Origin of the sequence: Streptosporangium minutum (assembly GCF_002149035.1) — a bacterium.
Classification (GTDB): Bacteria; Actinomycetota; Actinomycetes; order Streptosporangiales; family Streptosporangiaceae; genus Streptosporangium; species Streptosporangium minutum.
The window spans coordinates 1-14,901 of record NZ_NGFP01000236.1 but is presented as its reverse complement, the minus strand read 5'-3'; the positions used below and the strand labels follow the sequence as shown (position 1 = coordinate 14,901).

Annotated in this window: 18 protein-coding genes and 1 pseudogene; 2 read left to right on the top strand and 17 right to left on the bottom strand. The window is 70.8% G+C overall.

Going from position 1 to position 14,901, the window contains the following annotated elements; all coding sequences use genetic code 11:
- Nucleotides 1-470: murein hydrolase activator EnvC family protein (locus CA984_RS35135; protein ID WP_108724660.1), on the top strand; the 470-nt coding region annotated here is incomplete at its 5' end.
- Between the two features lie 348 nt (nucleotides 471-818).
- Here the strand turns inward: CA984_RS35135 and dprA are convergent.
- The 12 genes from dprA to rpsP form a co-directional block, all read right to left on the bottom strand.
- Complete coding sequence (gene dprA, locus CA984_RS35130; RefSeq protein WP_086577727.1) at nucleotides 819-2,009, bottom strand: DNA-processing protein DprA; 1,191 nt, start codon at nucleotides 2,007-2,009, stop codon at nucleotides 819-821.
- Nucleotides 2,006-3,589, bottom strand: a complete 1,584-nt coding sequence (locus tag CA984_RS35125; RefSeq protein WP_086577726.1) for a YifB family Mg chelatase-like AAA ATPase — start codon at nucleotides 3,587-3,589, stop codon at nucleotides 2,006-2,008. The genes dprA and CA984_RS35125 overlap by 4 nt, the downstream gene beginning before the upstream one ends.
- Before the next feature lie 51 nt (nucleotides 3,590-3,640).
- Nucleotides 3,641-3,994 (bottom strand): YraN family protein, encoded by a 354-nt coding sequence (locus CA984_RS35120; protein WP_012888570.1) that lies wholly within the window; start codon nucleotides 3,992-3,994, stop codon nucleotides 3,641-3,643.
- 109 nt (nucleotides 3,995-4,103) lie between these two features.
- Entirely contained in the window at nucleotides 4,104-4,427 is a 324-nt protein-coding gene (locus CA984_RS35115) for a DUF2469 domain-containing protein (protein ID WP_012888569.1), read from the bottom strand.
- 39 nt (nucleotides 4,428-4,466) lie between these two features.
- Nucleotides 4,467-5,153: a ribonuclease HII gene (locus tag CA984_RS35110; protein ID WP_086577725.1), complete on the bottom strand. Its 687-nt coding sequence runs from the start codon at nucleotides 5,151-5,153 to the stop codon at nucleotides 4,467-4,469.
- 80 nt (nucleotides 5,154-5,233) lie between these two features.
- Nucleotides 5,234-5,872, bottom strand: a complete 639-nt coding sequence (gene lepB, locus CA984_RS35105) for a signal peptidase I (protein WP_086577724.1) — start codon at nucleotides 5,870-5,872, stop codon at nucleotides 5,234-5,236.
- Nucleotides 5,873-5,881: 9 nt separating this feature from the next.
- Nucleotides 5,882-6,766, bottom strand: coding sequence for a signal peptidase I (gene lepB / locus CA984_RS35100; RefSeq protein WP_086577723.1), 885 nt, complete (start codon nucleotides 6,764-6,766; stop codon nucleotides 5,882-5,884).
- Nucleotides 6,767-6,921: 155 nt separating this feature from the next.
- Nucleotides 6,922-7,275, bottom strand: a complete 354-nt coding sequence (gene rplS / locus CA984_RS35095) for a 50S ribosomal protein L19 (RefSeq protein WP_031158865.1) — start codon at nucleotides 7,273-7,275, stop codon at nucleotides 6,922-6,924.
- 268 nt (nucleotides 7,276-7,543) lie between these two features.
- The gene (gene trmD / locus CA984_RS35090; RefSeq protein WP_086577722.1) at nucleotides 7,544-8,311 is read right to left on the bottom strand and encodes a tRNA (guanosine(37)-N1)-methyltransferase TrmD; all 768 of its coding nucleotides are present in this window, start codon (nucleotides 8,309-8,311) and stop codon (nucleotides 7,544-7,546) included.
- A gap of 1 nt (nucleotide 8,312) precedes the next feature.
- A complete protein-coding gene (gene rimM, locus CA984_RS35085; protein ID WP_086577721.1) occupies nucleotides 8,313-8,828 on the bottom strand; it encodes a ribosome maturation factor RimM in 516 nt (171 codons plus the stop codon).
- A gap of 91 nt (nucleotides 8,829-8,919) precedes the next feature.
- Nucleotides 8,920-9,162, bottom strand: a complete 243-nt coding sequence (locus tag CA984_RS35080; RefSeq protein ID WP_012888562.1) for an RNA-binding protein — start codon at nucleotides 9,160-9,162, stop codon at nucleotides 8,920-8,922.
- A gap of 1 nt (nucleotide 9,163) precedes the next feature.
- A complete protein-coding gene (gene rpsP / locus CA984_RS35075) occupies nucleotides 9,164-9,625 on the bottom strand; it encodes a 30S ribosomal protein S16 (RefSeq protein ID WP_086577720.1) in 462 nt (153 codons plus the stop codon).
- A 296-nt stretch (nucleotides 9,626-9,921) separates the two neighbouring features.
- Between rpsP and CA984_RS35070 the strand changes: the two genes are divergently transcribed.
- Nucleotides 9,922-10,803 (top strand): hypothetical protein, encoded by an 882-nt coding sequence (locus CA984_RS35070; RefSeq protein ID WP_086577719.1) that lies wholly within the window; start codon nucleotides 9,922-9,924, stop codon nucleotides 10,801-10,803.
- Between the two features lie 294 nt (nucleotides 10,804-11,097).
- Here the strand turns inward: CA984_RS35070 and ffh are convergent, their stop codons facing one another.
- The 5 genes and pseudogenes from ffh to CA984_RS46635 form a co-directional block, all read right to left on the bottom strand.
- Nucleotides 11,098-12,639 (bottom strand): signal recognition particle protein, encoded by a 1,542-nt coding sequence (gene ffh / locus CA984_RS35065; RefSeq protein ID WP_086577718.1) that lies wholly within the window; start codon nucleotides 12,637-12,639, stop codon nucleotides 11,098-11,100.
- A 118-nt stretch (nucleotides 12,640-12,757) separates the two neighbouring features.
- On the bottom strand, nucleotides 12,758-13,318 hold the full coding sequence (locus CA984_RS35060; RefSeq protein WP_031158879.1) for a GTP-binding protein: 561 nt from the start codon (nucleotides 13,316-13,318) through the stop codon (nucleotides 12,758-12,760).
- 13 nt (nucleotides 13,319-13,331) lie between these two features.
- Nucleotides 13,332-13,730 carry a DUF742 domain-containing protein gene (locus CA984_RS35055; RefSeq protein WP_423229347.1) on the bottom strand — a complete coding sequence of 133 codons (399 nt, stop codon included), beginning with the start codon at nucleotides 13,728-13,730 and terminating at the stop codon, nucleotides 13,332-13,334.
- A gap of 84 nt (nucleotides 13,731-13,814) precedes the next feature.
- A complete protein-coding gene (locus tag CA984_RS35050; protein ID WP_197048434.1) occupies nucleotides 13,815-14,228 on the bottom strand; it encodes a roadblock/LC7 domain-containing protein in 414 nt (137 codons plus the stop codon).
- 43 nt (nucleotides 14,229-14,271) lie between these two features.
- Nucleotides 14,272-14,901: pseudogene (locus tag CA984_RS46635) on the bottom strand (hypothetical protein); the annotation flags it as partial.

Here is a 14,901-nt window from a genome sequence, read left to right as displayed (position 1 = left end):
CAGCCCACCAGCACACAGCCCCCGCGCCCTCGGCCCGCTGGGACTGGCCACTCCGGGGACGGCCTCGCGTGCTCCGTGGGTTCGCGCCCCCGGCGCAGCCCTGGCTGGCCGGGCATCGGGGAGTCGACCTCGCCGCTCCGCCCGGCACGGAGGTCCGCGCGGCCGGAGCCGGGACGGTGGGATACGCGGGACCGCTCGCGGAGCGGGGTGTGGTGACCGTCCTCCATGCCGACGGCCTGCGGACGACCTACCTGCCCGTCCAGCCGTCGGTACGGCGCGGCCAGAGGGTGGGCCTGGGCGAGGCGATCGGTGTGGTTCAGGACGTTCCCGGGCACTGCCCGGCCGCCTGCCTGCACTGGGGCCTGCTCCGCGACCGCCTGTATCTCGATCCGCTGCTTCTGCTGGGCCGGGGCCAGGTCCGGCTGCTCCCCGTCTGGCCCACGCACCGCGAACACGCCGGCCACCCGTGAGAGACCCGATCACCGGAGGCCACCGACGGTCCCGCTCTCCGCCAAGCCCTCCGGGAGCGAACATCTCTCCCCCTGAAGCTCACCCTCCAGCTCTTGGCTCTTTGCTTCCTCAGGCTCCCTCCGGCTTTACTCCCTCCAGCTCTCTGGAGAACCTCTCCCTCCAGCTCTCTCGGGAACCTCTTCCTTTGGAACTCTCTCGGGAACCTCTCCTTCTGGAACGGAGCCTTCCCCGTCCTCCTCTGGGCCCCGGGCTTTCAAAGGTCCCGCTCTCCGCCGAGTCCCCGGGGACGGGCCCCGTCCGCCGATCACCGACCAGGGGCCCACCGGGAGGCGGACCCCACCTGCCGGTTACCGGTCGGGGGAGCCGCCGGGGCGTAGGCGCCAGCCGCGGGGGACGCGTTCGACGTATCCGGCGGCGGCCAGGGCACCGAGACAGGACAGCACGGTGTCCAGGTCGACGCCCGCCGCCACCGCTACCGTCGCCGGGCCCGTCCCGGTCCGGGCGGGCACGGCCTCGAGAACCCTGCGGATCTCGGGGCTCAACTGGTCACGCGGGAGCACCGGGCCACGTGGTTCGGGGGCCAGGTCACCGCCCATCGCACCGACGAGCTCGATCATCTCCTCGGGGGTGGTCACGCAGGTGGCCCTCCCCTGCCGGATCAACCGGTGGCACCCCGCGGAGGTCTCCGAGGTCACCGGCCCCGGCACGGCGGCCAGATGGCGGTTCAGCGAGACCGCGTGTCCCGCGGTGTTGAGCGCCCCGCTCCGCACCGCCGCCTCGATCACCACGGTGCCCCGCGACAGCGCGGCGATGAGCCGGTTGCGGATCAGGAAACGGGGCCGGGTCGGGGTGGCGCCCATCGGACACTCGCTCACCAGCACGCCCTGGGAGCGCACGGCCGCGAACAGCGAATGGTGCGCGCTGGGATAGGCGACGTCGGCGCCGCAGGCCAGCACCACGACGGTCGGCGTCTCACCCGCGAGGGCGCCGCGGTGGACCGCCCCGTCGATGCCGTAGGCGCCGCCCGAGATGACAGCCCAGCCCCGCTCGCTCAGTCCGGCTCCGAACTCCGCCGCGACATGCGTGCCGTACGGCGTGGCGGCCCGGGAGCCGACGACCGCGACGGAGCGCAGGCAGGAGAAGCGCAGGTCGGCCTCACCATGGAGCCACAGGGCGTGAGGGCGGGACTCGCCGAGGTCGTCCAGCTGGGTCGGCCACTCGGAGTCGCCGGGGACCACCAGCCGCGCCCCACGGCGCTCCCCCTCGGCCAGGTCACGGACGGGGTCGGCCGTCTCCAGCCGGGCCGCCCAGGAGGCGAACATCCGCCCGAGCCTGGCCGTGAGCCGCTCGTGCCGCGATCCGGCCGACTCCCGGTTGAGGGAGTCGGCGAACCACCCGGCGAGCTCCGGCTCCGGCCGCCCCTCGCGGACACGCGCGACGGCCCCCTGCGGGCCGTGAGCGGCGACGAGCCTGCCCATCATGGCGTCGCCGGGCTCGGCCACCCGCATCAACGTGACCCGCGCGAGCCGGTCGCTCACCGTTCCTCCCCCAGCCACAGCCCGAGTGCGGCGTTGGTCTCCGCGACTCCGGGCCCGGCCTTGCCGCCGAGGTCGGCCAGGGTCCAGGCCACCCTGAGCACCCGGTCCAGCCCGCGGGCACTCAGCTGACCGCTGTCGAGGCAGCGGAGCAGCGGCGCCATCGCCTTCGGCTGCGGACGGTATTCGGCGTGGAGGGCACGGGTGGGCATCTCGGCGTTGGACCGCCACGGCCTGTCCGCGAACCGCCTGGCGGCATGCCCGCGAGCGATGAGCACCCGTTCGGCCACCACCCGGCTCGGCTCGATGAACCGGCGGTCGGCGAGGAGCTCGCGCCGGGTCGACCGGTACAGGGTGACCTTGACGTCGATCCGGTCGAGCAGCGGGCCGGAGAGCCTGGCCAGGTAGCGGCGGCGGACCGCGGGGGTGCACCGGCACGGGTCCTCGGGGCTGGAGGGCCGCGCGCACGGGCACTGGTTGGCGGCCAGCACCAGCATGAACCTGGCGGGGAACGTGACCGAGCCCACCGCCCTGGAGACCGTCACCCGGCCCGACTCGATCGGCTGCCTGAGCGAGTCGAGAACGGTCGTCGGATATTCGGGGGCCTCGTCCAGGAACAGGACGCCCCGATGGGCGAGTGACACCGCGCCCGGGCGGATCGCCCCGCTGCCCCCGCCGATGACGGCCGCGACGGTCGCGGTGTGGTGGGGCGCCACGAACGGCGGGCGGGTCAGCAGCGGCCGGTCGACGGGCAGTACCCCGGCGACGGAGTGGATGGCGGTGACTTCGAGTGCCTCATCCCGCTCCAGGGGCGGGAGCAGGGTGGGCAGCCGCTCGGCGAGCATCGTCTTGCCGGTGCCCGGCTGGCCCAGCATCCAGAAGTTGTGGCCTCCGGCGGCGCAGACCTCCAGCGCGCGGCGGGCGAAGGGCTGACCGGCCACGTCGCCGAGGTCGGGGACGAGCTCGCCGGAATCGGCCGGAGCGAGCGAGCGAGCGCCGCCCGGACCGCCGACGGACCCGGGCGCCTCGGCGGGCGGGGCGACCTCGGCCATGGGCAGGTTGACCGGGTCGTCGCTCCGCAGCCAGCTCACCAGCTCGCCCAGCGTGAGGGCGGGGATGACGGTCACGTCCGGCACGAGAGCGGCCTCGGCGGCGTTGCGCGCGGGGACCACGACGGTGCGGGCACCGGCTCCGGCCGCCGCCAGCACGGCGGGGAGCACGCCCCGCACCGGTCTCAGCGAGCCGTCGAGGCCGAGCTCGCCCAGGAAGAACGGCTCGGCGACCTTGGCACGGGGCACGATCCCCGCCGCCGCGAGCAGGGCCACGGCGATCGCCAGGTCGAACACGCTTCCACGTTTGGGCAGGCTGGCGGGGAACAGGCTGACGGTGATCCGCGCGTCGGGCCACCCGTAGCGGCTGTTGACCACCGCCGAGCGGACCCGGTCGCGCGCCTCGCTCAGCGCGGTGTCCAGCATGCCGATGAGGTGCAGGCCGGCCATTCCGGAGCCGACGTCGGCCTCGACGTCGACGGGGTGGCCGGTCACTCCGACCAGCGCGATGCAGCGCGTACGTGCGACGGCCACTCACGCCACCCCCCGGGCGGGGCGGATGATCCAGGACAGTCCGGGAGGCATCTAGCACACCCCCCGCTCGTGGCGGATGACGAGGTCTCCGGCGAACCGCTCCAGGGCGATGACGTCGATGCGGACGGAGTCGAACCGCTCACGGCGCTCGGCCAGCCATCTGCCCGTGAGTCTGCGCAGGCGGGCGAGCTTCACCACGGTCACCGCCTCGAAGGCGGTCCCGTGAGTGCGGCCGGAGCGGGTCTTCACCTCCACCACGACGAGCGCCCGCCCCTCGCGGGCGACCACGTCGATCTCACCGTCCGGGCATCGCCAGTTGCGATCCAGGATCTGCATGCCGTGCGCCAGCAGATAGTCGACGGCGACCTGTTCGCCATGCCTGCCGAGCTCGTCCTTCGCGGCCATGGAACCACCTCCGGTTCCCGACCTTCGCGCAGCTCACCCCGGCCTCAGAGGGCCGAACCCGATTCTGTGGACACCCGTTCAGGCACGGCCCGCCTCTGTGGAGAACACCTCAGTTCGAGAACCCCTCCTTGGGCATCTCCAGATCGGGCTTGGCCAGCTCCTCGACGTTGACGTCCTTGAAGGTGACGACGCGGACGTTCTTCACGAACCTCGCTGGACGGTACATGTCCCAGACCCAGGCGTCCTGCATCTTCACGTCGAAGAACACGTCACCGTTCTCGGCCGTGCGGACGTCCAGGTCGACGGAGTTGGTCAGATAGAAGCGCCGCTCGGTCTCGACGACGTAGGTGAACAACCCGACGACGTCGCGGTACTCACGGTAAAGCTGCAGCTCCATCTCGGTTTCGTATTTCTCGAGATCCTCTGCGCTCATACCGATCCTCCTGATTGCACGCCTTCCCGGCCCGCCCGATCAGGCGGGACCGGCCCCCACTTCATTCTCACTCATCACCTCACCCGGCCCGGACCGCGCCACCGTCGCGAACGAGAATCGGTGGGCCGGGCACGGGCCGTACGTCTTGAGTGCCCTGCGATGATCCACGGTGCCATACCCCTTGTGCACGGCGAAACCGTACTCGGGATGACGGTCACCGAGCGCGGTCATCATCCTGTCGCGTGTCACCTTCGCCACGATCGAGGCCGCCGCGACGCAGGCCGCGACCTGGTCCCCCTTCCAGACGCCGAGTGACGGCACGGGCAGGCCCGGGACGGGGAACCCGTCGGTCAGCACATAACCGAGGTCACAGGACAACCGGGCGACGGCCCTGCGCATTCCCTCGATGTTGGATTTATGCAGGCCGCGCGCGTCGATCTCGGCCGGATCGATCACCACCACGCTCACCGCCCCCGCGGTCGCGGTGATCCGCTCGTAGAGCGACTCACGCCGGGCGGCGGTGAGCAGCTTGGAGTCGCTCAGACCGTCGATCCGGCGGCCGAGCACGACCGCGGCGACCACCAGCGGCCCGGCACAGGCGCCCCGGCCGGCCTCGTCGACTCCGGCCACGGGCCCCAGCCCGCGGCGCGCGAGAGCCCGCTCATAGCCGTACAGTCCCGAATCCCGCCGGACCACGCTCGGCGTGGGGCGAAACGCAACCGTCACGGCACCACGGCAGACATAGCGACCATGAGCAGAGAGTACGCCCGATCCGGACCGTTCGGTACCGCTGCCCTCACCTCAGCTCAGCGGAGCTCTCCCCGTCCCGCCCCGGTGAAGATCTCCGGCTTGGTGAACACCTCCGGCGTCGACAGGACGCCCACACGGGAGAGCGGCCAGTAGATCGCGAAGGCCCGGCCGATCACATCGTCCTCCGAGATGGTGCCCTCCCCCTCCATCTCCTGGTGGTTGCGCGAGTCGCCGGAGGCCGAGCGGTGGTCGCCCATGACCCACAGCCGCCCCTCCGACACGACCTTCTCGAACTTGTCGCCCGAGGCGAAGTCGTCGGGATGCAGATAGGCCGTCTCGTCGAGCGGGACCCCGTTGACGGTGATCCGGTTCTGGGCGTCACAGCACTTCACGGTGTCGCCGCCGACCGCGATGACCCGCTTGATGGTGTCGCCTCCCGGCCAGCCCTCGAAGACCACCACGTCGCCGCGCTCGGTCGCGCCGTGCAGTTTGTTGACGACCACGCGGTCGCCCTCCCGCAGGGTGTTCTCCATCGACTCCGACGGGATCCGGAAGGTCGGGAAGACGAATGCCTGCAGCAGCAGCGCCACCACCACTCCGGAGACGATCAGGGTGACCGTCTCGCGCAGGCCGCCCTTGCCGGACGGCTTCCCCTTCCCGGCTTCCTCGGGCTTGCTCTCGGGTTCCACAGTCATGAGGTACGGCTACCGCCTTGAGTTCCTGCGACGACGCCACAGCACCAGCGGCACGGCCCCCGCGAGACCGCCGACAAGCGGGGTGGCCTCCGCCAGGGCGGCGGCCGCCTTGAAGCCGGGCTGCTGGAAGGTGTCGGGGATGGGGAGGATCTTCGCCCTGGAGAACGGCCACACGATCACGAAGGCGCGGCCGATCACCTTGTCCACCGGGATCGTCCCGTTACCGGGGTCGCCCTTGTGGGAGCGGGAGTCGAGGGAGACCGAACGGTGGTCGCCCATGACCCACAGGCGGCCCTGCGGGACCTTGACCTGGAAGGGCTCGTCGGACGGCTTGTCCCCCGGGTAGAGGTAGGCCTTCTCGTCGAGGGGGACCCCGTTGACGGTGACCCGGCCCTGGGCGTCACAGCACTTCACGGTGTCGCCGGCGACGCCGATGACCCGCTTGATGTAGTCCTTCTCGCCGGGGACCACGCCGAACGCGGTGCCGATCCAGCGGAAGAACGCGGAGACCGGGTTGGACGGCTCCTCGAACTGGACCTCGCCGTCCCAGGAGTCGACGCCGGAGAAGACCACGACGTCACCGCGCTCGATGTCACGGACCCGGTAGACGAGCTTGTTCACCAGGACCCGGTCGTTCGTCAGGAGGGTGTTCTCCATCGACTCCGACGGGATGTAGAACGCCTGGATCACGAAGGTCTTGATTATCAGCGCGAGGACCAGTGCCACGACGACCAGGACCGGGAGCTCCTTCCAGAAGGAGCCCTTCTTCTTGCCCTTGCCGTCCGTGTCCTTGCCGTCCGTGGCGGTCTTCTGAGTGTCTTCGGCGACCACGTCCACCTCGTCCTCGACAGGTCGACGCGAGGCTGCGCCGTACTCCCGGTCTTCGCTAGTCATCGTTGACGAGCCTAGATGATGGCCGACACCCACCGGCTGCCTGCCGGGTCACCATAGCTATGCGTCTTTGCCACAGGAGGTCAAACCTCCTTGCATGCGACTGGCCCGCCACCCGGAAAAGGGTGGCGGGCCAGGACGGCATGGCGCGGGAGGCTCTAGCGGGCGTCGCGCTTCTCGCGGATACGGGCGGCCTTGCCGCGCAGGTCACGCATGTAGTAGAGCTTGGCGCGGCGGACGTCGCCACGGGTCACCAGGGTGATCTTCTCGATGACCGGGCTGTGCACCGGGAAGGTGCGCTCCACGCCGACGCTGTAGCTGACCTTGCGGACGGTGAAGGTCTCGCGGGCGCCACTGCCCTGGCGACGCAGGACGAAGCCCTTGAAGACCTGGACACGGGAGCGGGTGCCCTCGATCACGCGGACGTGAACTTCGAGGGTGTCACCGGGACGGAAGTCCGGGACGTCGCTGCGGAGCGTGGCCTTCTCAAGCTCGGTGATCAGCGTGTGCATGGCAGTGGTACCTCATTTACGCGAGCACCCGGAGGTCCATCCGGCCGCGATGGGCGGCGCCGTGATGGACACGCGTGCTGAATTGGACGGTGTCTTGGGAGTCAGGCCCATCTGCCCGACAGCGCGCGCCGACCAGAGGACAGTCGGCGGCAACGGTTCAGTCTGCCATATTTTCGCGACCGACCGGAAATCGACCTGTCGGAGCGGGCCGGCGGACCGGTCCGGGGGCCGGGGGACGGCGGGGACTCCCCCGCCGCGACCGCCCCGGTCAGGCGGGGAAACCGAGCTCCGACAGAAGCTTCCGGTCGTGCTTGTCCAGCGTCTCCGGATCGAGCGCGGCCAGCAGTTCGAGACGGTTCCGCGCGGTACGGCGGAGCGCCTCGTCCCGCCGCCACCGGGCGATCTTGCCGTGGTGCCCGGAGAGCAGGATCTCCGGAACCTCGTGCCCCCGCCACTCGGGCGGCTTGGTGTAGACCGGCCCTTCCAGGAGGTTCTCCATCGCCCCCGGGGCGAACGAGTCGTCCACGGCGGAGTGGGCGTTGCCGAGCACGCCGGGCAGCAGCCGGCCGACGGCCTCCACCATCACTAGCACGGCCACCTCTCCGCCGGCGAGCACGTAGTCGCCGACGCTGACCTCGTCCACGCGCATGCGCGCGCCGTACTCGGCCATGACCCGGGAGTCGATGCCCTCGTAGCGGGCCGGGGTGAACAGCAGCCACGGCTCGGCGGCGTACTCCATGGCCAGCTTCTGGGTGAAGGGCACCCCGCTGGGGGTCGGCACGATGATCCTGGGCTGCGCGGCGGGGTCGGCGGCGAGGACGGCGTCGATCGCCTCGCCCCACGGCTCCGGCTTCATGACCATGCCGGGCCCGCCCCCGTAGGGGGTGTCGTCCACCGTGCGGTGCACGTCACGGGCCCAGTCGCGGAGCTGGTGGAGGTGGACGTCGAGGATGCCGCGCTCGCGGGCCTTGCCGATGAGGGAGACGTCGAGCGGGGCGAAGTACTCGGGGAAGATCGAGATGACGTCGACGCGCATGTCAGGCGATCTCGTCCGGGTCGAGCAGGCCGGCGGGCCCGTCCACGACGAGGAGGCCCTCGTCCAGGTCGACCACGGGGACCAGCGCCTTCACGAACGGCACGTAGACCTCGGCCCCGCCCCGCCGTACGACGAGCAGGTCCTGACCGTGGTGGAGGACGTCGGAGACCTCTCCGACCCGCTCGCCGCCGGGGGTGACCACGGCGAGGCCGATGAGCTGGTGGTCGTAGAACTCGTCGGGGTCGTCGGAGGGCGGGATGTCCGCCGAGTCGATGACGAGCGTGGTGCCGCGGAGCTCCTCGGCACGGTTGCGGTCGTTGACGCCCTCGAACCTGACCAGCAGGACCCCGGAGTGCCAGCGCCGGGACTCGATGACGAGTGGACCTGCCGACGCGGGGTCGGTGGCGACGGCCGTCCCGGGGGCGAAACGCCGCTCCGGGTCGTCGGTGCGCACCTCCACGGACACGTCGCCGCGGAGTCCGTGCGGGCGGCCGATCCGGCCTATGACAAGCTGCACGCCCGCCTCCCAAAGTAGTCGTGTGTGGCAGAAAGCAAACGGGTCACCCACAGCGGTGGGTGACCCGTTCACTCGATGAATCTCGTGTCGGCTAGCGGGCCTCGTTCAGGTCGAGCAGATCGACCCGAACGTATTTGCCGTCGCCCAGGGCGTTCACGACAGTGCGCAGCGCCTTGGCCGTACGGCCACCACGGCCGATGACCTTGCCCAGGTCCTCGGGGTGGACCCGGACCTCAAGCACACGCCCGCTGCGGATGCGGCGGGCGTGAACCTGGACCTCGTCGGGATGCTCGACGATGCCCTTCACCAGGTGCTCGAGGGCCTCCTCGAGCATCTCAGGCCTCGCCTTCCGGCTTCTCCTCCGCAACCGGCTCAGCCGGGGTCTCAACGGCGGGCTCGTCGGCCTTCACGGGCTTCTTGGCCGACTTCTTCGCCGTGGTGGCGGCGGCGTCCAGGGACAGCGCCTCCTTGGCCGCGGCCTCGTAGGCGGCGTGACGGTCGGCCTTGGGCTCGGCGACCTTGAGCGGAGCCGGAGCCGGCTCGCCCTTGAACTTCTGCCAGTCACCGGTGAGCTTGAGGAGCTTCAGCACCGGCTCGGTCGGCTGCGCGCCGACACCCAGCCAGTAAGCCGCCCGCTCGGCATCGATCTCGATGCGCGAAGGGTTCTCCTTCGGGTGGTACAGGCCGATCTCTTCGATCGCCCGGCCGTCACGCTTGGTGCGGCTGTCGGCGATGACGATGCGGTACTGCGGGTTGCGGATCATGCCGAGCCGCTTGAGCTTGATCTTGACTGCCACTGGTGTGGTCTCTCCTGCATTAGAGCGTGGGCGAGCGGCGTCTCATCGAGTGGGGCACGAGGAGAGGACCGTTCATAGGGACAGGCGTGGCACGCGGGGGTGAGAGGGCACCCACGTGGTCACGATGTTCCAACATGTCATTGTGCCAGACGTACGGGAGTGCCCAGCCAAACAACCTCCATCTCGTACGGCCCGCAGAGGGCAAATCTCGGTAATCCTCGTGTGTCCGAGACGCTGGGCGGCTCGCGCTGCTGCGCTAAATGGCCGCCGTGGCAACCACCCTGAGGTCTCTGTTGTTGACCGCGACCGGTTCCGTCGCCGTTCTGGGCGCCGTGCTCGCCATGAGAGCGACCGCCGCCACAGGCGAGTTCGCCCTGGCCAGAGGTGTCGAGCTGGAGATCCGCGGCATCCCCGCCCTTGGCCAGGAGGCGTTCACCGGCAGCTGGGGCCGCGCCTTCATGGGCCCCTCGGGGGGTGAGGACGGCGGGGACTGGGCCGATCCCGACGGTGTGCGGGCCTTCGTCTCGCTGGCGGGCAGGCAGCTCCGGGCGAGGGTCGCCGCGCCGGTCTCGTGGGAGGCCGGCGGCCGGTTCAGGGTCAGGCAGCTCAGGCTCAATCCCCGGGCCGGCCTGCCGCTGCTGGTCACGGGCACGGTGCGGACCGGCGTCAGCTGGAGGCCGTCCGGTCCGGCCGGCTCCTCGGTCGTGGCCGCCCCCGGCTCCGTGGCCGTGCTGGGCCAGCCGGTCGAGGCCGGGACGACGAGCGTCCCGGCGACGGGTGTCCAGCTCGGTTATCCCGGGGTGACGGGTGCGGTGCTGACCGTCGTCAGAACCGATGTCCGGAAGACCTCCCCGCAGACCGGGGGCGGGGCCCGGACCGCCGAGGCCGGGATGATCCTCGCGATCAGCGGGCGCATGTTCGACGCCTCGGGCGCCGTCGTCTACGACGGGCCGCTCGCCGAGGTGACCCTGGGCGGGGCCAGCGTCGACTGCGCCGGGGGTGCCGCGAGGCGGGGGCCGGGCCTCATCCCGCCTCCGGCGCCCGCTCCCACCCCGTCCGGGACGCCTGCCTCAGCGCCGCCCGCCACAGGCGACGGCCCGGACGGCACGCCGACGTTGGCCGAGTCGCTGCTGAGCATGCCGGCCGTACCGGCCGGCTGTTCACGGCCTTCGGCGTGACCGCTCCCGCCCCCGGCCCGACGGGGCCGGGCCCCGGGAGGGAGGCCGCGAGGCGGAGAGCGGGCGGCGCGCCCTCACAGGACGCAGCGGTGCCGACGACGGAACAGAGCGGGAGTGACGGATACAGAGGTGCCCACGACGGAACAGAGCGGGGGCGGCGGATCCGTCCGCCACCCCCGCTCGCCACGTCCTACCTGGGCCGCACTCCCAGCAGTTCCAGAACCGCCACGGCGATGAAACCCACCATGATGGCCAGCCAGACCCACCGGGCCCGCCCGTGGAACCTGTCGTCGCTCACTTCTGCCCGGGGAACTTGAACTTCGAGGGGTCGAAGCCCGGCGGCAGCTCGAGGCCGGGCGGGAGCTGACCGGCTCCCAGGTTGCCGAGGGCGCCTCCCGGAGCGGCGGGGGCGTCGGCCGGACCGGAGGAACCCTTGCCCAGTGCCGCCTTGCGCGGGTCACCGCTGACCCGCCGCCCCTTGGCCGCCTTCTTCTGCGCGGCCTTGTTCGCCTTGCGCCCGCCGGGGATGCCCATCCCGCCGGCCATCTTCTTCATCATCTTCTGCGCGTCGAAGAAGCGGGTGACCAGGCCGTTCACCTCGGTCACCGTCACCCCGGAGCCCTTGGCGATGCGGGCCCGGCGGGAACCGTCGATCATCTTGGGGTTCTGGCGCTCGCCCGGGGTCATCGAGCGGATGATCGCGGCGATGCGGTCCAGGTCGCGGTCGTCGACCTGGTTGATCTGCTCACGCATCTGCCCCATGCCGGGCATCATGCCGAGCAGGTTCTTGATGGGGCCCATCTTCTGGACCATCATCATCTGCTCGAGGAAGTCCTCCAGCGTGAAGCCCTCGCCCGAGGCGAGCTTGCCCGCCATCTTGGCGGCTTCCTGCTCGTCGAAGGTCTTCTGGGCCTGCTCGATCAGGGTGAGGATGTCACCCATGTCGAGGATGCGGGAGGCCATCCGGTCCGGGTGGAAGGCGTCGAAGTCCTCGAGCTTCTCACCGGTGGACGCGAACATGATCGGCTTGCCGGTGATGTGGCGGACCGACAGGGCCGCGCCGCCCCGGGCGTCGCCGTCGAGCTTGGTGAGCACGACGCCGTCGAAGCCGACGCCCTCCATGAAGGCCTGGGCCGTGGAGACGGCGTCCTGACCGATCATGGCGTCGACGACGAACAGGACCTCGTCGGGCGATACCGCGTCGCGGATGTCCGCGGCCTGCTTCATCAGCTCCTGGTCGATGCCCAGGCGGCCGGCGGTGTCGATGATGACGATGTCGTGCTGCTGCCGCCTGGCGTGGTCGATCGACTGGCGCGCCACCTCGATCGGGTCGCCGACGCCGTTGCCCGGCTCGGGCGCGTAGACCGCGACCCCCGCCCGCTCGGCCATGACCTGGAGCTGCTGGACCGCGTTGGGACGCTGAAGGTCGGCGGCGACCAGCATGGGCGCGTGGTTCTGGTCACGCAGCCAGCGGGCGAGCTTGCCCGCCAGGGTGGTCTTACCGGCACCCTGGAGACCCGCGAGCATGATGACGGTCGGCGGGTTCTTCGCATAGCGGAGCCGCCGGGTCTCGCCGCCGAGGATCTCGATCAGCTCGTCATTGACGATCTTGACGACCTGCTGCGCCGGGTTCAGCGCCTGTGAGACCTCGACGCCCCGGGCGCGCTCCTTGACCTGCGCGACGAACGTCTTGACCACGGGCAGCGCGACGTCAGCCTCGAGCAGCGCGATGCGGATCTCGCGGCAGGTCGCGTCGATGTCGGCCTCGGACAGCCGACCCTTGGAACGGAGGGAGGAGAAGACCGATGTGAGCCGGTCGGAAAGCGTCTCGAACACGTGATTGGCCAGCCTCTGCGCTACAGGTCTGCGACTCGACCCCCCAGCCTATCCGTTGGGAGGCGTGACTAACGCCCCGACGGTCGGCGCCCCCATCCGGGAACGCCCGCCCGCGTGGTCAGCGCCCCCACCCGGGAACGGCCATCCGCATGGTCAGCGCGTGCTCCACAAGCGTGATGAGCGTGGCTTTCACCGCGTCGCGCGAGCGCGCGTCGGTCCGTGAGATCGGGATGTGCGGCGCCAGCGTCAGCGCCTCCCGCACCTCTTCCTCACCATGCAGGTAGGTCCCGTCCCAGCCGTTGACCGCGACCACGAAGGGGAGCTTGGCCTCCTCGAAGTAGTCGATCGCCGGGAAGCTGTCGGCCAGCCGGCGGGTGTCGACCAGCACGATCGCGCCGATGGCGCCGCGCACGAGGTCGTCCCACATGAACCAGAACCGGTGCTGGCCGGGCGTGCCGAACAGGTAGAGGATCAGGTCCCGGTCCAGCGATACACGGCCGAAGTCCATCGCGACCGTGGTGGTGGTCTTGTTCGGGGTGAGACCGAGGTCGTCGATGCCGGCGCTGGCGTCGGTCATCACCGCCTCCGTGGTCAGGGGGAGGATCTCCGACACCGCCCCCACGAACGTGGTCTTACCCACACCGAATCCACCGGCGACGACGATCTTCGTCGATGTCAGGCCGCCGCCGCGGCTAGAGCCTGCGAAGTCCACTGAGCACCCTTTCCAGCAGGTTGAGATCCGGCTTGCCCGCGTCCAGCTGCGGCTGATGCAGCTGGACCAGACCCTCGGCCGCCATGTCCGCGACCAGGATCCGGGTCACACCGAGCGGGATGCGGAGCATCGCGGAGATCTCAGCGACCGAACGCACTTGCCGGCACAGGGCGCTGATCGCCTGATACTCCGGAGTGCGGGTGGACAGATCATGATGTACGGACGTCGCCGAGGAGACGAGCGCCTCCATGGCGAGCTGGGTCCGGGGGGCGGTCCGCCCCCCGGTCACGGCATACGGCCGGACCAGGGAGCTCTGCTCCGCCGGTGCCGGTTGCATGAGATGTGAAGGACCACCCTGTTGCCGATGGGGGTCGTCCATCGACTGATAAGGCGACCCGCCTAACGGGCCACCTTCGTCAGTCCAGCCGCGGCCTGCCACGGCACCCTCCTAGGATCATCGTCCTCACCTGGGGTGGGAGGCCTGGAGTTCGGCGCGGACGGCCGGCGTCAGCACCTGCCCCGCTCGTTCGACAAGCAGGGTCATCTGATAGGCCACCAGACCCATGTCGCAGTCGGCGGCGGCCAGTACGGCGAGGCAGGAGCCGTCACTGATCGACATGATGAGGAGCAGCCCTCGCTGCATCTCCACCACCGTCTGGGTGACAGCCCCGCCCTCGAAGACCCGGGAAGCCCCCTGGGTCAGGCTGATCAGACCGGCCGCGACCGCCGCCAGCTGGTCCGCCCGGTCCCGGGGGAATCCGTCGGAATACGCCAACGGCAGACCGTCCGCCGACACCACGACCGTGTGCGCCACGCCTGGGACGTTGTTCACAAAGTCGGTGATCAGCCAATTGACCCCCCGGGCGGCCTGGCTCATTTCGCGCACGTGTCATCCTCCTTGGCGACCATGATGAGCTCGCTCACCGGTCCTCCTTGTTTCCTTCAACGTCCCGACCGAAGTCGGGATACGGCTGCCCGTCGCCGGCCTCGCCCCTGGCCGCCGCACGGCCCTGCCGTACTCCCTGCTGGAAGCTCGCCAGCCTGTTGCGCACCGCCTCGGGAGAGACGGTCGGCCGGAGTACGGGGGTATGGGGGGCCGCGCCCGCGTCGGGTGCGGCCGTGCCGGGCACCAGGTTCGCCTTGGGCACCCGCTTGGGGAGCCCGGAACCGGTGATCCCGCCGAGCGAGGGTTCGCTCGCCGCCTGGGCGGCCTGCCAGCCCACGTCCGCGGGTGAGGACCAGGCGTCGGAGGCGGGCGCGGGCGGGGGGGAGGCCGCGTCCTTGAGCTCCTCGGTCAGGTCCTGGACGGGCGCCGCGGGGTCGACCTTCCTGAACCAGTCGGACTCGACCGCGGCGAAGATCGGCAGGAACTCCTCCTTCGCCTCTTCCATGGGCGAGGAGTCGCGGACCACGGGCAGCGGGCCGGTGCTGTCGGCCGGTTCGAAGGCGCGCCGTTCCGACGATCCCGGGTCGCCGGCGGACGGCCATCCTCCGGACCCGCCCTCGCGGGACGGCGGGTCCGGCCAGGCTCCGGCTGCGCCCTCGCGGGA